At 60.5% G+C, this 15,377-nt stretch carries 17 protein-coding genes; 15 read left to right on the top strand and 2 right to left on the bottom strand.

The window, feature by feature from the left end:
• Positions 1-9 precede the first annotated feature (9 nt).
• The 10 genes from ACSQ26_RS03660 to ACSQ26_RS03615 all read left to right on the top strand — a co-directional run bounded on the left by ACSQ26_RS03660 (position 10) and on the right by ACSQ26_RS03615 (position 10,819).
• Complete coding sequence (locus ACSQ26_RS03660; RefSeq protein ID WP_436006380.1) at positions 10-891, top strand: prohibitin family protein; 882 nt, start codon at positions 10-12, stop codon at positions 889-891.
• Between the two features lie 13 nt (positions 892-904).
• Positions 905-2,050 carry a hypothetical protein gene (locus ACSQ26_RS03655; protein ID WP_436006378.1) on the top strand — a complete coding sequence of 382 codons (1,146 nt, stop codon included), beginning with the start codon at positions 905-907 and terminating at the stop codon, positions 2,048-2,050.
• 269 nt (positions 2,051-2,319) lie between these two features.
• Positions 2,320-4,239 carry an ATP-binding protein gene (locus ACSQ26_RS03650; RefSeq protein ID WP_436006376.1) on the top strand — a complete coding sequence of 640 codons (1,920 nt, stop codon included), beginning with the start codon at positions 2,320-2,322 and terminating at the stop codon, positions 4,237-4,239.
• A gap of 22 nt (positions 4,240-4,261) precedes the next feature.
• Positions 4,262-4,558 carry a hypothetical protein gene (locus tag ACSQ26_RS03645; protein ID WP_436006374.1) on the top strand — a complete coding sequence of 99 codons (297 nt, stop codon included), beginning with the start codon at positions 4,262-4,264 and terminating at the stop codon, positions 4,556-4,558.
• A 9-nt stretch (positions 4,559-4,567) separates the two neighbouring features.
• The gene (locus ACSQ26_RS03640) at positions 4,568-5,179 is read left to right on the top strand and encodes a hypothetical protein (RefSeq protein ID WP_436006372.1); all 612 of its coding nucleotides are present in this window, start codon (positions 4,568-4,570) and stop codon (positions 5,177-5,179) included.
• A gap of 93 nt (positions 5,180-5,272) precedes the next feature.
• Positions 5,273-6,562 (top strand): DUF6638 family protein, encoded by a 1,290-nt coding sequence (locus tag ACSQ26_RS03635; RefSeq protein ID WP_436006370.1) that lies wholly within the window; start codon positions 5,273-5,275, stop codon positions 6,560-6,562.
• Positions 6,563-6,566: 4 nt separating this feature from the next.
• Complete coding sequence (locus ACSQ26_RS03630) at positions 6,567-7,685, top strand: DUF2333 family protein (RefSeq protein WP_436006368.1); 1,119 nt, start codon at positions 6,567-6,569, stop codon at positions 7,683-7,685.
• A 338-nt stretch (positions 7,686-8,023) separates the two neighbouring features.
• Positions 8,024-9,352 carry an aspartate aminotransferase family protein gene (locus tag ACSQ26_RS03625; protein WP_436006366.1) on the top strand — a complete coding sequence of 443 codons (1,329 nt, stop codon included), beginning with the start codon at positions 8,024-8,026 and terminating at the stop codon, positions 9,350-9,352.
• Positions 9,353-9,454: 102 nt separating this feature from the next.
• Positions 9,455-9,919, top strand: a complete 465-nt coding sequence (locus ACSQ26_RS03620; RefSeq protein WP_436006364.1) for an MAPEG family protein — start codon at positions 9,455-9,457, stop codon at positions 9,917-9,919.
• A gap of 189 nt (positions 9,920-10,108) precedes the next feature.
• Positions 10,109-10,819, top strand: coding sequence for a pentapeptide repeat-containing protein (locus ACSQ26_RS03615; RefSeq protein ID WP_436006362.1), 711 nt, complete (start codon positions 10,109-10,111; stop codon positions 10,817-10,819).
• Positions 10,820-10,868: 49 nt separating this feature from the next.
• On the opposite strand, the gene ACSQ26_RS03610 is transcribed toward ACSQ26_RS03615, so the two are convergent.
• Positions 10,869-11,441: a hypothetical protein gene (locus ACSQ26_RS03610; RefSeq protein WP_436006360.1), complete on the bottom strand. Its 573-nt coding sequence runs from the start codon at positions 11,439-11,441 to the stop codon at positions 10,869-10,871.
• Positions 11,442-11,570: 129 nt separating this feature from the next.
• On the opposite strand from ACSQ26_RS03610, the gene ACSQ26_RS03605 reads away from it, so the two are divergent.
• The 5 genes from ACSQ26_RS03605 (at position 11,571) to ACSQ26_RS03585 (ending at position 14,868) form a co-directional block, all read left to right on the top strand.
• Entirely contained in the window at positions 11,571-11,897 is a 327-nt protein-coding gene (locus tag ACSQ26_RS03605) for a YciI family protein (protein WP_436006358.1), read from the top strand.
• A 149-nt stretch (positions 11,898-12,046) separates the two neighbouring features.
• A complete protein-coding gene (locus ACSQ26_RS03600; protein ID WP_436006356.1) occupies positions 12,047-13,246 on the top strand; it encodes an MFS transporter in 1,200 nt (399 codons plus the stop codon).
• 208 nt (positions 13,247-13,454) lie between these two features.
• A complete protein-coding gene (locus ACSQ26_RS03595) occupies positions 13,455-13,790 on the top strand; it encodes a metalloregulator ArsR/SmtB family transcription factor (protein ID WP_436006354.1) in 336 nt (111 codons plus the stop codon).
• A gap of 20 nt (positions 13,791-13,810) precedes the next feature.
• Positions 13,811-14,239: an SRPBCC family protein gene (locus ACSQ26_RS03590; protein ID WP_436006352.1), complete on the top strand. Its 429-nt coding sequence runs from the start codon at positions 13,811-13,813 to the stop codon at positions 14,237-14,239.
• On the top strand, positions 14,227-14,868 hold the full coding sequence (locus ACSQ26_RS03585; protein WP_436006350.1) for a glutathione S-transferase family protein: 642 nt from the start codon (positions 14,227-14,229) through the stop codon (positions 14,866-14,868). Before ACSQ26_RS03590 ends, ACSQ26_RS03585 begins: the two co-directional genes overlap by 13 nt.
• Before the next feature lie 105 nt (positions 14,869-14,973).
• Here ACSQ26_RS03585 and ACSQ26_RS03580 read toward each other — a convergent pair whose 3' ends face one another.
• Complete coding sequence (locus ACSQ26_RS03580; RefSeq protein WP_436006348.1) at positions 14,974-15,231, bottom strand: hypothetical protein; 258 nt, start codon at positions 15,229-15,231, stop codon at positions 14,974-14,976.
• Between the last annotated feature and the right edge of the window lie 146 nt (positions 15,232-15,377).

Genomic DNA, 15,377 nt, shown 5'->3' with positions numbered 1-15,377 from the left:
GAGATTTGAATGGCTGAAGCAGCGGCACCGGCACCCAGGCGAGGCTTCCTGAGAACGGCGGCAATCGCAATCGTCATCGGCATCGTGGCGCTGATCATCTTCGGCGGCAGCTTCTACACGATCGACCAGGGCGAGCGCGGCGTGATCCTGCGCTACGGCGCGGTCGTCGGCACGGCCGAGCCCGGCCTCGGCTTCAAGCTGCCGATGATCGACAGCGTCGTGAAGATCTCCGTCCAGAGCCGCGCCAAGGTCTATGACGACGTCAATACCTATTCCCGCGACCAGCAGCCCGCGAACATCACGATCTCGGTGAACTATCGCCTGCCGGCTGACCAGGTCGACAAGATCTATGCCGAATATGGTGGCGAGGAGGGCATCGTCAACCGCCTCATCGACCGCCGCCTGTTCGAGCAGTTGAAGAACGTCTTCGGCCGCTTCAACGCCGTGACCGCGATACAGGACCGCGCCAAGCTGAACGCCGAGACGGAGGACGCAATCCGCAAGTTCATCGTCGGCCCGGTGGTGATCGAAAGCGTGCAGATCGAGAATATCGATTTCTCCGACGCTTACGAGCAGTCGATCGAAAACCGCATGCTGGCGGAAGTCGAGGTCCAGAAGCTGCAGCAGAACGCCGAGCGCGAAAAGGTGCAGGCGCAGATCACCGTCACCCAGGCCAATGCCCGCGCCGACGCCGTTCGCGCCGAAGCCGAAGCCAACGCCGCCGCCACTCGCCTCGCAGGTGACGCTGAAGCCGACGCGATCCGCGCCAAGGGCGCGGCACTCCGCGACAACCCCTCGCTCATCAACCTGACGGCCGCCGAAAAATGGAACGGCGCGCTTCCCTCGACCATGGTGCCGGGATCGGCCCTGCCCTTCATCGGCGTCAAGTAAAGAGAGCCGGTCGATGCGCCCAGTGGAACCCGCAGTCCAGCAATATTTCTCGACCGTCCGCGCGGCCTTCCAGGGCATGGAGATCTATCTCGATGACCTGAACCGCGGCCAGGCGATCAAGGACCTGACGGCGACGCTGATCATGAAATATGTCGAGCGGCTCAAGACCTCGCTCGGATGCTGGGAAAACAAGACCGGCTTCATGGATCGCTTCAAGATCTCGCGCGCCGAATCCGGCTTTCCGATCTACCAGAACGTGCTCGAACTCGAAAACGACCGCAAGACCGCGCCGGAACGCCTGTCGGGCATCCCCGACGGCAACAAGCTGCGCGCCGAGATGGTCGATTTCATCCTGCGCAACAAGGCTTTCCCTGAGGCACTCCAAGGTCGCATGGCCGAGCGGCTCTATCTCGAGGAAGTGGTCAAGGGCGAGGTGTTCTCCCCCGTCATCCTGCCAGAGACATCGGGTATATCGGTCAGTCCCGATAGTGGCCGCCCCTCGATCGTCGTCAACTGGGCGGCTTTCGACGGCAGCCAGACGTTGCCGATGATCTACATCGCCAAGATCGAGGATTCCTCCGAGAACATGGGCCGCATGCTGGTCACCCGCGACGGCAAGCTCAATAGCGATCTCGATATCCCGCTGCCGGTCGGCGGCCTGCTCAATCCCGAACTCGCCGCCCGCTTCGACGATTTCGTGATCCGCAATTCGGGCTTCGCACTGTCGCCGGTGACGATCGTCACCAACATGGACAAGGATTTCGAAACACTGCATCCCAAGCAGATGCGCCGCATCGTCATCGGCCCCTTCTATTCCGCCGGCATCACCGAGAACAACGCGGTGATCAACGGCATCCTGTCGCGCGTGAAGAGACAAGAGAATGCCTGGCTGCTCACCTGGACCGTGCAGGAAGTCTTCTCGACGCGCGAAAAGCCTGAAGTGAAGGGCTTCTTCTCCTCGACCAAGGCGAGCCAGGAATTCCATATCGACACCACCAACATGGAAGCCTCCCGCATGGGCGTCTCGGCCTTCGAGAAACACGCGCTGGTGCCGCACGAAGCCTATACCGCGCTTTACGCCTCCAACGAAGCCGACACGATTTTCGCCGGTTATAAAGTGCATGTGATCTCGGGCAACCAGGTGACGAGCGAGGTGTAATTTTGGTGTGGGATTCACCCCTCACCAACTTCGGCCAAGGGCTCGCAAGCTCGCCCGGCCTGCGTATCCTCTCCCACAAGGGGAGAGGTAGAGTGCCACAAGCCCGACCTTCACTTTGGGCGGAACGGTGCCACGGATTTTACCTCTCCCCTTGTGGGAGAGGATAGCAAGCCCGCACGAGACCAAAGGTCGAGTGTCTGGGCGCGCTTGGTGAGGGGTTAACCTCCCCACGCGAAGAGCCAGTTTGACTGCCGAAAAGGAAGACCCCCATGTCCCTGAACACCGGCCTGACCGCCATCCCCGAAGACGACATCACCAAGCACCTCGCCATCGCCCAGAGCTTCGTCACCAAGGTGGTGATGCTGGAAAACGATTCCGGCACGTCGGGCACGGCGCTTGCCGGCACCAACCGCCGCTTCGTCTCCACCGTCTCGACCGGCGGCACCCGCCGCACCCGCGAGGTCGAACTCGCCCGCGCCATCCAGTCGGTCCGCGCGGCCGACCAGATGCTCTCGCCGAACCAGCACACGCTGCTCTTCCGCGCCCGGCGTGGCGTGATGGTGGGCCTGGCCGTCGCCGATGTCTTCTCGCGCCAGACCAATCTCGAAGGCCTCCAGGCCCGCAACACAACCGCGCCGCTACAAGGCCCCGACGCAGATAATTTCAAAGCGCTGCTCTCGGCCGCCGCCTACATCACCGCGTTCACCTTCGCGGCCTACCTCACCACCACGCTCCCCGGCGAGGGCGAACCTGCCGAGGATGTTGCGGAACCCGATTTTCTCTTCGATACCCCGCAGGATGCCGCCAAATCCATGGTCGCCGGCCTCGAACGCGCGATCGCGGGCTCCCCGGACGATACTGCCATGATCAGCCGCGCCCGCGCTTTCGCCCGCGTTGCCACCGAGGGGCTTATTTCGCGTAAGGCGCGCTTCACCGGCCTCGCGGCCTTCGAAAACGTCCATATCCGTATCGAGCAGGACGATTTCGACCTAAACGGCTTCGACGTGACGCCGGGTACGAAGCGTAAACCCCTGGTCATGACCTTCAAGAAGCCTGAAGAGGTCGTCGGCAACCACATCGCCAAATACCAGTCCATGAAGCTCGCCAAGATGATCATGGCCTACGACTTCCAGAGACAGATGAACCCCTTCGTCGAACTCGGCGGTTTCCTGTTCACCTTCATCGGCGACGGCATGCCCGGCACCGGCAAGACCACGCTGATCCAGATGATTGCCGGCCTGATGAACAACTATTGCGAAATCGCCGGCTACGCCTTCCACTACGAGAATTTCGGCGTCGACCAGATTTCCTCCTACCAGGGCAAGTCGGGCCAGAACTGCAAGGACTTCATCAACAACGTGATGAACCCCAAGGCGATCGGCTTCGGCACGATCGACGACGTCGACCAGGTCGCCGCCAAACGCTCCGACGACCGCGCCTCCGCCGGCCAACAGGAAGTCACGGCCGTGCTGATGGAGAGCTTCGCCGGCGCCTCGACCGTGGTGCGCGGCAATTGCACGTTCGGCATGCTCTCCAACTACCCGGAAAATGTCGACGATGCGCTCCGCCAGCGTGCCGGCGCCCGCTGGCTTGTCGACGGTCCGCAGACCCGCGAGGACTATATCGATATCTTCGCCCTGCTCGCCGGCAAGAACCACACGATCCCGCTCGGCGAGCACCAGCTCTATGCCAACCAGGAGATCAAGAAGGCCGTCTCCGAAACCTACCAGGCGCATGCCAAGCCGCACGAGGAAGGCCTCGCCGCCGTCTGGGAGAAGTTCGAGAAGGAAAAAGGGGGTCTGAAAACCATCGCCGATGTCGGCACCTACCTCCACATGATCCGCCTCGCCGAACCCCGCTTCACCGGCCGCGCTGTCAAGAACATCACCGACGCGGTCAAGATGCGCGCCATGGATGTCGAGCTCCCTGACCAGTGGTTCGAGAAGCCGGAAAACTTCATGCACAAGTCCTATGACGAGAAAAAAGCCATGATCGAGCATCTGCGCGGCCCGATCACGCTTCCCATGATCCTCCAGGAAATCAACCGCTACGCCGATAGCGAATTCCGCTACACCGACAAATCCGACGACGCCGCGATCAACGACATCATCCGCCGCGAACGCCAGCGCGAGAAGGCGATCAAGGAGATCGAGGAGATGCGCAAGGATGGAAGGTGGAGCGCCACTTGATTTACGAGGATCTTCGTACTAGATGAAGAGGGCGGATGGCTTCAAGGAAGCGAGGTTGAAGGTGCTCAAGGCGCTTGCCGAGGGCAATTTTCAGCATGCCGAGCGAAAGGCCATTGACGTAAAGAACTTATTGCAACTGGGTCACGTGTCCGTCGAGGAAGTCGCTGCGGTGATCCAGCGCTGTAACGGAACGCATCATTCCTGCTCGCCGCATCATTCAGCGCCGCAGGTAATGGTTCACGTCCTGAAACGAGATGGTTGGTACATCAAATTCTACTTCGTTGATCCGCACACCATGTTCGTCAGCGTCCACAGATAGGAAACTCATATGAAACTGTACCGCGCGGGCGAAAAGAGCAAAGCCATTTGCGACCACTGCCACGGTGTTGTCGATGCCACTTTTCAATACCGGGACGTGCCTTTCAGTGATGGCAAGGGTGTTGTGAAGAATATACTTGCGCTCGTCTGCGACACTTGCGACGAGGTGGTCGCCACGCCTGCTCAATCCACGCCAGCAATCAAGGCGGCACGAGAAACGGCTGTAAAATCCGTAGAGGTCAGCCTGCCCGCTTCCTTCATCGAGGCGCTCGACCTTGCCGCCTTCCGGATCGATCCCGAAGCCACGACAGAGTTCCGCAAGCGGCTGCTCGCTTATTACATTCATCGCGCCGCGGAAACCGACCAGTCCAGCGAGCACTTTCAGGACAAGTTTAGAAAGAGTGCTCAGCGCTTCGATGGCAAGGCACCGAAGCGTCGGCTGTCCCTCAAGGTTACGCCACGCCTGATCGGCGAGATCGACCGGATGGTCGAAAAGTCGAAACTGACGAAGTCCGATCTCATTCGAAGCCTTGTCATGCAGATCGACGAGGACATTCTCCAACCGAAATCGCCACAGAATATGAAGGAACTGCGGCGTCTCGCGGCAGTTGCGGCGGCATGAGCCATTTGCGGCCTCCAGGACAATAGGCTAGTGGTTCTCGTGATCGAGATTGGACACAGCAGTGAAATCTACAGGTAGAATATCGGCCGCCGCATGAAACGCCTCCTCGAAGCAGAACTGATTTACGGACGGCTCCTGTCGGTGGGCGAGCCGCATCTGATCGCCCGTTACAACAAGGCGCTCAAGGGTTTCGGCCTGCCCGAGACCCAGCTCACCGAATTCGACATCGACATGACCGGCTTTTCGCCGCAGATCGCGGCCGAGCTCGGCGACAGGGATTATCTCGACCCCAACCGCGTCAACCGCCGCTTCATCATCCTGACACCCGGCCAGGAGCAATTGCCCGTCGTCCATACGAGCTTCTCCAACACCGCCGCCTTGATGCACGAATTCTTCAATGCCAATGCGCGCGCCATCAACGCCGTCACCATCAAGGACGCGCTCTATGGCGAGATCGAGGATTCCGTCGCGACCGTCGACCACATCGAGGACCTGCTCTCGATCAACGAAGTGCATTTCAAGGTCTATTCGGCGGAGGACATTCTCGGCAAGGCCGCCGAGCTCCGCGAGCTATCCGACATGCTGGTCTCCAAGCCCGATGCCTGGCGCGACAACGACATGCTCAACCGCATGGTCGAACTGACGAGAACCACCGGCGACATCCGCCAGAACACGCTCGTTCCCGACCAGCTCGTCTTCCGCCACGATGCGTTCTGGGCCAATCATTTCGGCGGCGTCTTCGTCTTCCACGATGACCGCAGCACGACGGTCATCTGCAAATCCGATGTTCCAGGCTTCCGCAAGGCACGGCCGTGGCAGGTTTCCTATATCGACATCGAGGATTACGAGACGATCTATGGCTTCCTCGCCCGCACCAAGCGGCTCGAACTGCCGCAAGGCTCCTGGATCCGCGAATCCGGTCTGCTCGAACACCGCATGGAGATGGCTCTCCTCAGCCTCGCGGGCCAGCAGGATCCCGCCTTCGATCCCGCCAAGGCGGATCGCGTCTGGCTGCAGACCTGGGCGCATATGAACGCCAGGACGGTCGCCGAGGATGGCGTCTATCCTTTCCTGGCCGAGATGCAGCGCCAGATCGTCTCGACCGGCCAGGTCCGCATGCCCGATGTCGCGGCCCGCTTCCGCTTCCTGCTCGTCCGCGCCAACCCCGACCATCCCGACAAATGGCTGGTCAACCAGTTGATCTCGCAGATGCAGACGTTCGATTTCGTCTCGCTATACGTCTTCGACAAGCAGGGTTTCTACGAAGCATACCAGCGCTACCCGGACAAATTCCAGGAACACGTTGTGCAGGCGCTGCAGGATACATATCTCACTGACAAGGCCGCCTTCCGCCGCCGCCTGTACGGCATCAAAGAGGATTGACCATATGCTCGACCCGATCATCCAGTTCTTCCAGAACATCTTCAGCGCGATCGGACGCGGCATCGGATATGTCATTGCCTGGATCCTATTCCCCTTCCTGAGCGCCGGCCGCTGGTATGCCTCGCGCGGCATGATCATAAAGGCCGTGGTGGGGTTGATCGTCGTCCTGCTTTTCATCGCCTACGCGCATTTCATCTACCAGACGCAGGTCTGGTACGGCTTCAACCCCGATCGCGTCGCCGATTACAAGCTCGCGGCCCGCACCCTGCCCGCCGGCGCGCCGCTGCCGGGCGAAGACGCCGCCGCGCCGAAGAAGTGCCAGCCATCGGCGATCGTCGAGGTGACCGCGGATCTGATCGACATGGAAGTCAACCAGAACAGCTGGATCACCCAGGCGCCGCTCTACAAGATGGGCCTTTTCGGCATCGATTGGGACAATACGCCCTGGCTCGACAACAAGGCATCGTTTCAGCGCGGCGTGAACCAGGCAGTCCGCCGAACCACGGTGGAGCTTGTCGATCGGCTCGCCCGCGTGCGCGGTACGTCGGGCATCAACGCGAAACTGCAGGTCGCTCGTTCCGCCACGCTTTACGATGAGACGGCCTGGTACTTCAACTTCCCCTTCAGCATCAGGGATCCCGCGTCCAAGCAGTTCAACATTGCGATGAACAACCTGAGGGATTTCAATACGGAGTTGGGCAACTGCCAATCGATCTTCGATGGCCGCACCGACAATCTGCTGCAGTTCATGGACAACATTGCCAATGACCTCGGCAATACGTCGAGCATCCTGACCCAGCGCTCGCAGAACTACAATGCAGGCTGGTTCGACACGCGCGCGGATGACCGGTTCTGGTTCACCTTCGGCCAGATCTACGGCTATTACTCCATCCTTTCGGCCGCCCGTGCCGATTTCGCACCCGTGGTCAAAGAGAAGAACCTCGGCGCACTCTGGCAGCAAATGCTCGATCGCCTCCGCGCTTCGCTCAAGATCCAGCCGGTGATTATCTCGAATGGCGCCGAAGATGGCTGGATCATGCCCACACATCTGGCGACGCAGGGCTTCTATCTGCTGAACGCGCGCAACACGATCGTTGACATCCGCGACGTGCTCGACCGCTGACGCGACGAGCTCCAAAAGAAAAAACTCCGTTTCCACGGTCATTTGGAAACGGAGTTATTCTGGCTTGCCGCCGATATTGCAGAGTACAGCCGATGAATTCGCCCTGAATCGAGGCTGCGCTCCGAAGCCATAAGTTGCACCGAAACCTTGCCTCGGCCTTGTCCGATTGCGCGATATGGATCAATTCCGGTGATCTCTTATGAAATTCGTTTGCCTCCCTTGACCCGGCAAGCGCGCTTGGTAGTTTGCGCGGTGATGACGACGGCGCCTAACGCCTGCCCAAACCCTTGAATTTCCGGGCAGCGAGCGAAACCAAGGCGCCCTTTCCGGAGAACGAAATGTCAAACCGCCTGAACACGACGCCCAATGACATGCGGGCGTTCTGGATGCCCTTCACCGCCAACCGCCAGTTCAAGAAGGAGCCCAGGCTCTTCGTCAGCGCGAAGGACATGTATTACAAGACCCATGACGGCCGCACCGTGCTCGATGGCACCGCCGGCCTCTGGTGCGTGAACGCCGGCCACTGCCGCCCGAAGATCACCGAAGCCATCCAGCAGCAGGCCGGCGAACTCGATTACGCCCCCGCCTTCCAGCTCGGCCACCCCAAGGCCTTCGAGCTTGCCAACCGCCTGATCGATATCGCACCCGAGGGCATGAGCCACGTCCTCTACACCAATTCCGGATCGGAATCGGTGGAGACCGCCCTCAAGGTCGCGCTCGCCTATCACCGGGTGAAGGGCAACGGCTCGCGCTTCCGCCTGATCGGCCGCGAACGCGGCTATCACGGCGTCAATTTCGGCGGCATCTCGGTCGGCGGCATCGTCGCCAACAGAAAAATGTTCGGCACGCTTCTCACCGGCGTCGACCACATGCCGCACACCCATTTCCCCGACAAGAACGCCTTCACCAAGGGCGAGCCCGAGCATGGCGGCGATATCGCGTCGGAACTCGAACGCATCGTAACCCTGCATGACGCATCGACCATCGCGGCCGTCATCGTCGAGCCGGTCGCCGGCTCCACCGGCGTCATCCTGCCGCCCAAGGGCTACCTCAAGAAGCTGCGCGAAATCTGCACCAAGCACGGCATCCTGCTGATCTTCGACGAAGTCATCACTGGCTTCGGCCGCCTCGGCACTCCCTTCGCCGCCGATTATTTCGGCGTCAAGCCCGACATGATCACCATGGCCAAGGGCCTCACCAACGGCGTGATCCCGATGGGCGCCGTCTTCGTGACCGACGAGATTCATGACGCCTTCATGCAAGGCCCCGAGCACATGATCGAGTTCTTCCACGGCTACACCTATTCGGGCAACCCGATCGCCTGTGCCGCAGCCCTCGGTACGCTCGACACCTACAAGGACGAAGGCCTGCTTACCCGCGGCGCCGAAATGGCCCCCTACTGGGAAGAGGCCCTGCATTCGCTGAAGGATTGCCCGCATGTCATCGACATCCGCAACATCGGCCTGATCGGCGCGATCGAGCTGAAGCCGATCGACGGCGAGCCCACCAAGCGCGCTTTCTCGGCCTTCCTCAAGGCCTATGAGAAGGGCCTGCTGATCCGCACCACGGGCGACATCATCGCGCTGTCGCCGCCGCTGATCATCGAGAAGAGCCATATCGACGAACTCGTTGGCAAGCTGCGCGACGTGCTGGTGGCGAACGCCTGAGGGCGGGCGCACATAATGGAATAAAAAAGGCGACCGAGAGGCCGCCTTTTTGTTACTCTGCAGAGCAGCTATTTCGCTAAAACAGCATCGGGGGATTTTCACATGGACCAATTGAGCCTGACAAACCCTGTATTCGCGACATACGTCATCGCCGCGACATTGATGATCTTGAAGGGCGTTGCGATGTCCTGGCTGACGGTTATCCGCATGATGGGTGAAAACGGCGGCTTCAGAAATCCCGAGGACCTGAAAAAGACAATGGCCAACCCAAGGCCGAACGACACCCAATTGGCGCCCAACGAGCGCGTCGAACGTATCCGGCGCATTCAGCTCAACGATCTCGAGAATCTTCCCTATTTCCTTGTTGCAGGGCTGTTGTATGTCACGACAGCGCCACCGCTGCTCCTCGCGCAGTTTCTCTTCTATGGCTATGTCGTGACGCGTCTGCTGCACTTCGTTGCCTACTACACCGCCCAGATTCATGACATTCGCGCGGCATTGTGGACACCGGGCTCACTCATCATCATCTTCATGGCGGGCAGCACGTTCGTGAGCGCTGTTTGGTGAGCGGCCCTTTCGGCAACGGCGCAACGTGAACGCTCCCCCGGTGCCCACCGAGGCTCCGATGAGCAACCCATTACGCGGCCAATCATCGTCACACCGCCCGCCGCAACGCATGTCACAATGAAAGTGTTGGATACTGCTGCTGCCGCCACTACATGAGTGTATGAAGACAGCCGGAACCGGGAGAAGGCGATGAAGGCATTTATGAAATCCACTCTCTCCGTGTCCCTCGTGATATCAGGGCTTCTGGGCTTCTCATGGACCAATGCCCTGGCCGATGATTGCCGCGAGGCCCCGACGCCGGGCATTAACTGGCAGGAGTGCGACAAGAAGCTCCTGATGCTGGGCGGCAGCAATCTCGAAGGCGCCAAGCTGGTAGGCACCGATTTCACCACCACCGATCTCGGCAATGCCAATCTGCTCGGAGCAAATCTTGAGAAGGCCAAGCTCTTGCGGGCGAGCCTTGCCGGTTCCACCGCCAAGGGCGCGCGCTTCGTACGTGCCGAGGCCTACCGCACCGACTTCACCGGCATAGGCGCCGACGACGCGAATTTCGAAAGCGCCGAACTTCAGCGCTCCAATTTCAAGGACGCCAAGCTTTCCAACGTCAACTTCACAAAGGCCGAACTGGGCCGGTCGCAGTTCGATGGCGCGGAAGTCGGCGGCAGCCACTTCTCGCTTACCAATCTCGCACGCGCAGATTTCCGCGGCGCGCATTTCTCGGGTCCGGTCGATTTCGATCGCGCCTTTTTCTACCTCACCCGTATCGAAGGCGTCGATTTCTCGGCCGCGACCGGGCTGAGCCAATGGCAGCTCGACATGGCCTGCGGCGACGACAAGACCGTGCTGCCGAGTGGATTGAAGAAACCCGACCAATGGCCCTGCAAATTCCAGCAGGAGTGACAAGCAGTCATTGCACTGGCGGTCTGGCCCCTTCCCTGCGGCATCCGTCTCACGAAAACGGCACCCGCGGGTCCTGCACCAGATAGAATTCGCCGACCGGCGTGACGTCGGTGATGAGAAAGCCGAAGAGCGGCCGGTCCCGGGGATCGACATGACCCTCGCTGAAGCGCAGCCGGTCGAAGCTCTCGAAATTGCTCTTGAAATGGGCGAACCGGTTGGACGAGATAAGGTCCGGATTGGGACTGATCTGAGAAAATGACAAGCCGTCGTAAAAGTCGCTCGGCTTGCCACGGATCTCCTGAAGTTCGAATTCGAACTCGATCCAGGCCAGTCCGCTGTTGTTCGCGGGAACGACGCGCAGGTAGAGGGCGCCGTCGCGCGCCGTGTGCTTTACGGCCCTGATCACCAGTGTCACGGGATTGGCCGAGTCGAGCTGCTCGCTGATCTCGATCGGGTCGGCCTTCGTCCCCGAGCCGGTCACCGAGAGGATGCTGAAGCCGCCAAGCTCGTCGGAAAAGGAATAATCCCCGGCATACCAGCGCCCGTCGTCGGCCGGCCCGGCACTGATGGTCAGCAGTGACAGTGTCAGCAATGCAGCCAGAATTCGCAAATGACGCATCATCGCCTTGGCTCCCAAGGCGGAGTATCGCAGCGATGCGGCGAATTTCAAGCGCGCAATGAAGACGATGCCTTCGGCGCCGGAACCGGCGCGCCTGCCCGGCGATTATAGTGGGCAACCGAGGATCGACGAATGCCCAAATACATCACCATCGGCTATGGCGACCAGGCCGGATATGACAGGACGCCGCATGATGTCAGGCAGGCGGCACATGACCACGATGCGTCGCTCAAGGAGCGCGGCGTGGTGATGGGCATCGCCGAAACGCCGGTACAGGTGAGGAACCCCGATGGCACAGGCGTCGCCACCAAAACCGGCCCCTACATGTCGTCAAACCTGCCCATCACCGGCTTTTCGATCATGGAGGCCAAGGACATCGACGAGGCAATCGCGCTGGCATCGAAATCGCCATGCGCCGTCGCCCATGGCGTGATCGAAATCTGGCCGCTCATGGAATAGCGAAGCTCACTCATCCCGGACTTCATCGGGTTTGTCCGGCGATCGCGGCAACCGGCGTCGCGTCGGGACAGTCCGTTGACGGCGGCTTGCGGAATGATGCAACCTGTCGAAACGAAGGAGAGCGTTATTGTCCATGCACCGCGATCGCCATGAATAGCGCGCAACCCTCCAGCGGCCTTCTCGTCGCCGTCATGATCGCCTGCGTCGCCACATGCTATGGCTTCGGCATCGCCCTGTTTTCCCAGATCATTCCCGATATGCGCCACGACCTCGGCTTCGGCTATGCCTATGTCGGCGCCGTCACCGGGCTGGTCCAGCTTTCCTCGGTGGCGTTCGCTTTGCTTGGAACCTGGCTCGTCCACCGCATAGGCGCGGCCCGGACGGTGGTGGCGTCGGTCTCGCTATGCGGGCTTTGCCTCACGAGCGTCCCCCTTACCGGCAATCTCTACGTGGTCGCGATTCTCCTGATGATATCAGGCGGAACCGGCGCATCGACCTTCGTGCCGATGATCGATCTTGCCGCGCGCGTGGTGAGCACCGAGCGGCGCGGCTTTGCCATGAGCCTGATTTCCAGCGCGCCGGCCTATGGCGTGCTCGCCAATAGCGCGCTCGTGCCGGCCTTCGCCGGCAATGGCCACTGGCAGATGGTCTGGTACGTCACCGGCGCCGCCACCATCGCACTGGCGGTCGCCGCTCATGTGCTGTTCGGACGGGCAGGCCTCTTCGACCATGGGACGCGCCATGACACGCCCGCATCCTCGGCTGGCGGCTCCGTCAGCCTGCGCTCGACGATGCCCTGGGTAGCGCTGATCTTCGCGCTCGGCTTCGTCAACGGCATGATGCCCTATCCCTATCTCACCTATCTCTCGCCGTTCCTGCGCGAGGAACTGGGCTATTCGGTCGGCTTTGCCTCATGGCTCTGGGCAACCATCGGCGCAGTGGGCATCGGCGCGGGCTTCATTATGGGCACGATCTCATCACGCCTCGGCTCCCGCCATGCCATGCTGTTCTGTTATCTGGTCTTCCTCGCCGCGGGCGCGCTGATGGTGCTCGATCCATCGAGAGAACTGTCGATCCTCGCCGGCATCCTGTTTTCCCTCGGCTTCTATCCGATCTACGGCCTGCTGCCGGCCTATGTCTCGCATCGCGCCGTCTCGAGCGTCGCCGTGACGATATTCGGCATCTGCACCGTGCTCCAGGGCATCGGCGGCACAACGGGCAATTTTTTCGGCGGCGTGATCAAGACCTGGACCGGGAGTTTCAGCGGCATCTACCTCGCCGTCGCGATCATATCAGCCATAGCCGTGGCGATGACAATCGCGCTGCCGAAGGACCACCGCACCCGCTGAAACGGTAAAAGGAAATTCTATCGCCATCCCTGTCGCGCACGGAAAACAGCAAGGGCGCCGCAACGCCGGTGAAGAGGTCGCTCGGTTGATGTGAATAATGCACTCTCGCTGCCCGCGAGATTGTCACGACAGGTGTTCCGACGCCCGCTGGCCTGTCGTGACGACGAGCAGTTGACTGACTTGGCGGAAATTTGCAATACTTCGCTACATGGCGAAGTATCAGATATCGAGCATAGACCGAACATTCTCCGCGCTTGCCGATCCTACCCGTCGAGGCGTGCTCCTGCGTCTGAAGGAAGAACCCGGACTGTCGGTGAGCGAACTCGCCCGTCCGTTTTCGCTAAAGCTTCCTGGAATGATGAAGCATCTGGATGTTCTGTCCGATGCGGGATTGATCACCCGAACCAAAACCGGCCGCACCGTATCGGTCAACCTGTCGGTAGGCCCGATGCAAGAGGCGATGGCGTGGCTCGAACGGTACGAAAGCTTGTGGACGGTTAGCCTCGATCGACTTGTTGCGCTCGTGGAAAAGGATGCCGATTGATGGTCGGGAGCCTTCCAAGCGTGACAATCGTGCGCCGGATCAAGGCTCCGGCAGCCAAGGTTTATGCGGCGATTACGGAGCCCACGCAAATGCTGCTGTGGTGGGGTCCCGATGCCGGACCGACGCTCCGCGCCGAGGCGGACGTGCGGCCGGGAGGTCGCTTCAGTATCGTATTCCGGCTGCTGAATGGCGACGAGCACAATCCGACCGGTGTTTACCGGGAAGTGGTTCCCGACAGGAAGCTTGTTTTCACCTGGGAGTGGCCCGGGATGCCCGAACGGGAGTCGCTGGTCACGTTCTTGCTGGAGCCGTTTGACGGCGGCACCAAACTGACACTGATCCACGAAAACCTCCCCGACGAAGAGGCGCGCGAAAGCCACGAGGCAGGCTGGAGCGGCCTCATAGAGAAACTGATAGCTTTCCTTGGAGATGCCAAATGGGCGAGTTGATACTTACCACCTATGACTGGGTTCCCGAGACGCCGCGCGGCTATGTGCGCGACATACGGTTGCGCTGGGCGCTGGAAGAGGCCGGCTTGCCATATCGCGTCGAGAGCACGCCGTTCCACGATCGGGGTGCCGAGCATTTCTGGCATCAGCCTTTCGGCCAAACGCCGTGGTTGACCGACGGCGAGATATCGATCTTCGAGAGCGGCGCGATCCTGCTGTATCTGGGCGAGCTGAGCGACAAGCTGATGCCCACCGACCCACGCGGCCGCAGCGAGGCGGTGGAATGGGTTTTCGCGGCGCTCAATTCGGTTGAGATGGCGAGCCTGCCGTGGTCCCTGTTCATGTTCTCCGGCAACAACAATGATACGCCAGCCTGGAAGCTCTTTGACGGGTTCCTTAATCAGCACCGGCTCAAGCATCTGGAGCCGGTGCTGGCGGGACGCGAATGGCTGGCGGGGAGCTTTTCCATCGCCGACATCGTCATGGCGGATGTGCTGCGCCTTGTGGATCGGTTTGACGGGCTTGCAAATTATTCGTCCTGCCGGGACTACGTTGCCCGCGCGACGGCGCGTCCGTCTTTTGGAAAGGCACATGCGGACCAGTTGGCGCATTTCGAGGCGGCGGACTGAGCATCAATGTGCGGGTGCGCGATGGTCGATCTCGCACCAAACCGGCGCGTTGAAATGTATCTCACAGAAAAGCCCGGGGCGAACCGGGCTTCTTTTCTGTACAAGTTACCTGCACACACGCACGCGCTTGATCACGACGTTGCCCCAGTTGTTCACTCTGCGAACCTTTTTGGTGTAGCAGTCGGAACGATAGACGACGCGCGGCGCCACGTAGACGCGGGCACGGGGCCGCACCACGACGGTGGCATTGTTGCGATGATGATAGCCGTTCTTGTATTTCAGGACGACCTCTGCGTTTGCAGAAGACGCGAACGACGTTGCAGCGATTAAGGCGGCAATGCCGCCGATGATGAACTTACGCATTGGCGTTTCCTCCTTATTCTGGTGTCGTCAATATAAGTCCCCACAAACATAAACGTTCCCAAAATAGGCCCACAAAGAACCGCGGGCCGCACAGTGTTCGAACGCAAAGGCCATAGCGCAACTCGACATGGCGGAGACGCGACCGC

Origin of the sequence: Rhizobium sp. LjRoot254 (genome assembly GCF_964254105.1) — a bacterium.
In the GTDB taxonomy this organism is placed as follows: domain Bacteria; phylum Pseudomonadota; class Alphaproteobacteria; order Rhizobiales; family Rhizobiaceae; genus Rhizobium_E.
Note: the sequence above shows the minus strand (reverse complement) of the source record. Positions and strands in the feature narration are given on the sequence as shown.

Excerpts from the sequence above, each read along its gene's own strand:
- ACSQ26_RS03660 (WP_436006380.1), top strand. The coding sequence starts at position 10 with ATGGCTGAAGCAGCGGCACCGGCACCCAGGCGAGGCTTCCTGAGAACG.
- ACSQ26_RS03655 (WP_436006378.1), top strand. The coding sequence starts at position 905 with ATGCGCCCAGTGGAACCCGCAGTCCAGCAATATTTCTCGACCGTCCGC.
- ACSQ26_RS03650 (WP_436006376.1), top strand. The coding sequence starts at position 2,320 with ATGTCCCTGAACACCGGCCTGACCGCCATCCCCGAAGACGACATCACC.
- ACSQ26_RS03645 (WP_436006374.1), top strand. The coding sequence starts at position 4,262 with ATGAAGAGGGCGGATGGCTTCAAGGAAGCGAGGTTGAAGGTGCTCAAG.
- ACSQ26_RS03640 (WP_436006372.1), top strand. The coding sequence starts at position 4,568 with ATGAAACTGTACCGCGCGGGCGAAAAGAGCAAAGCCATTTGCGACCAC.
- ACSQ26_RS03635 (WP_436006370.1), top strand. The coding sequence starts at position 5,273 with ATGAAACGCCTCCTCGAAGCAGAACTGATTTACGGACGGCTCCTGTCG.
- ACSQ26_RS03630 (WP_436006368.1), top strand. The coding sequence starts at position 6,567 with ATGCTCGACCCGATCATCCAGTTCTTCCAGAACATCTTCAGCGCGATC.
- ACSQ26_RS03625 (WP_436006366.1), top strand. The coding sequence starts at position 8,024 with ATGTCAAACCGCCTGAACACGACGCCCAATGACATGCGGGCGTTCTGG.
- ACSQ26_RS03620 (WP_436006364.1), top strand. The coding sequence starts at position 9,455 with ATGGACCAATTGAGCCTGACAAACCCTGTATTCGCGACATACGTCATC.
- ACSQ26_RS03615 (WP_436006362.1), top strand. The coding sequence starts at position 10,109 with ATGAAGGCATTTATGAAATCCACTCTCTCCGTGTCCCTCGTGATATCA.
- ACSQ26_RS03610 (WP_436006360.1), bottom strand. The coding sequence starts at position 11,441 with ATGATGCGTCATTTGCGAATTCTGGCTGCATTGCTGACACTGTCACTG.
- ACSQ26_RS03605 (WP_436006358.1), top strand. The coding sequence starts at position 11,571 with ATGCCCAAATACATCACCATCGGCTATGGCGACCAGGCCGGATATGAC.
- ACSQ26_RS03600 (WP_436006356.1), top strand. The coding sequence starts at position 12,047 with ATGAATAGCGCGCAACCCTCCAGCGGCCTTCTCGTCGCCGTCATGATC.
- ACSQ26_RS03595 (WP_436006354.1), top strand. The coding sequence starts at position 13,455 with ATGGCGAAGTATCAGATATCGAGCATAGACCGAACATTCTCCGCGCTT.
- ACSQ26_RS03585 (WP_436006350.1), top strand. The coding sequence starts at position 14,227 with ATGGGCGAGTTGATACTTACCACCTATGACTGGGTTCCCGAGACGCCG.
- ACSQ26_RS03580 (WP_436006348.1), bottom strand. The coding sequence starts at position 15,231 with ATGCGTAAGTTCATCATCGGCGGCATTGCCGCCTTAATCGCTGCAACG.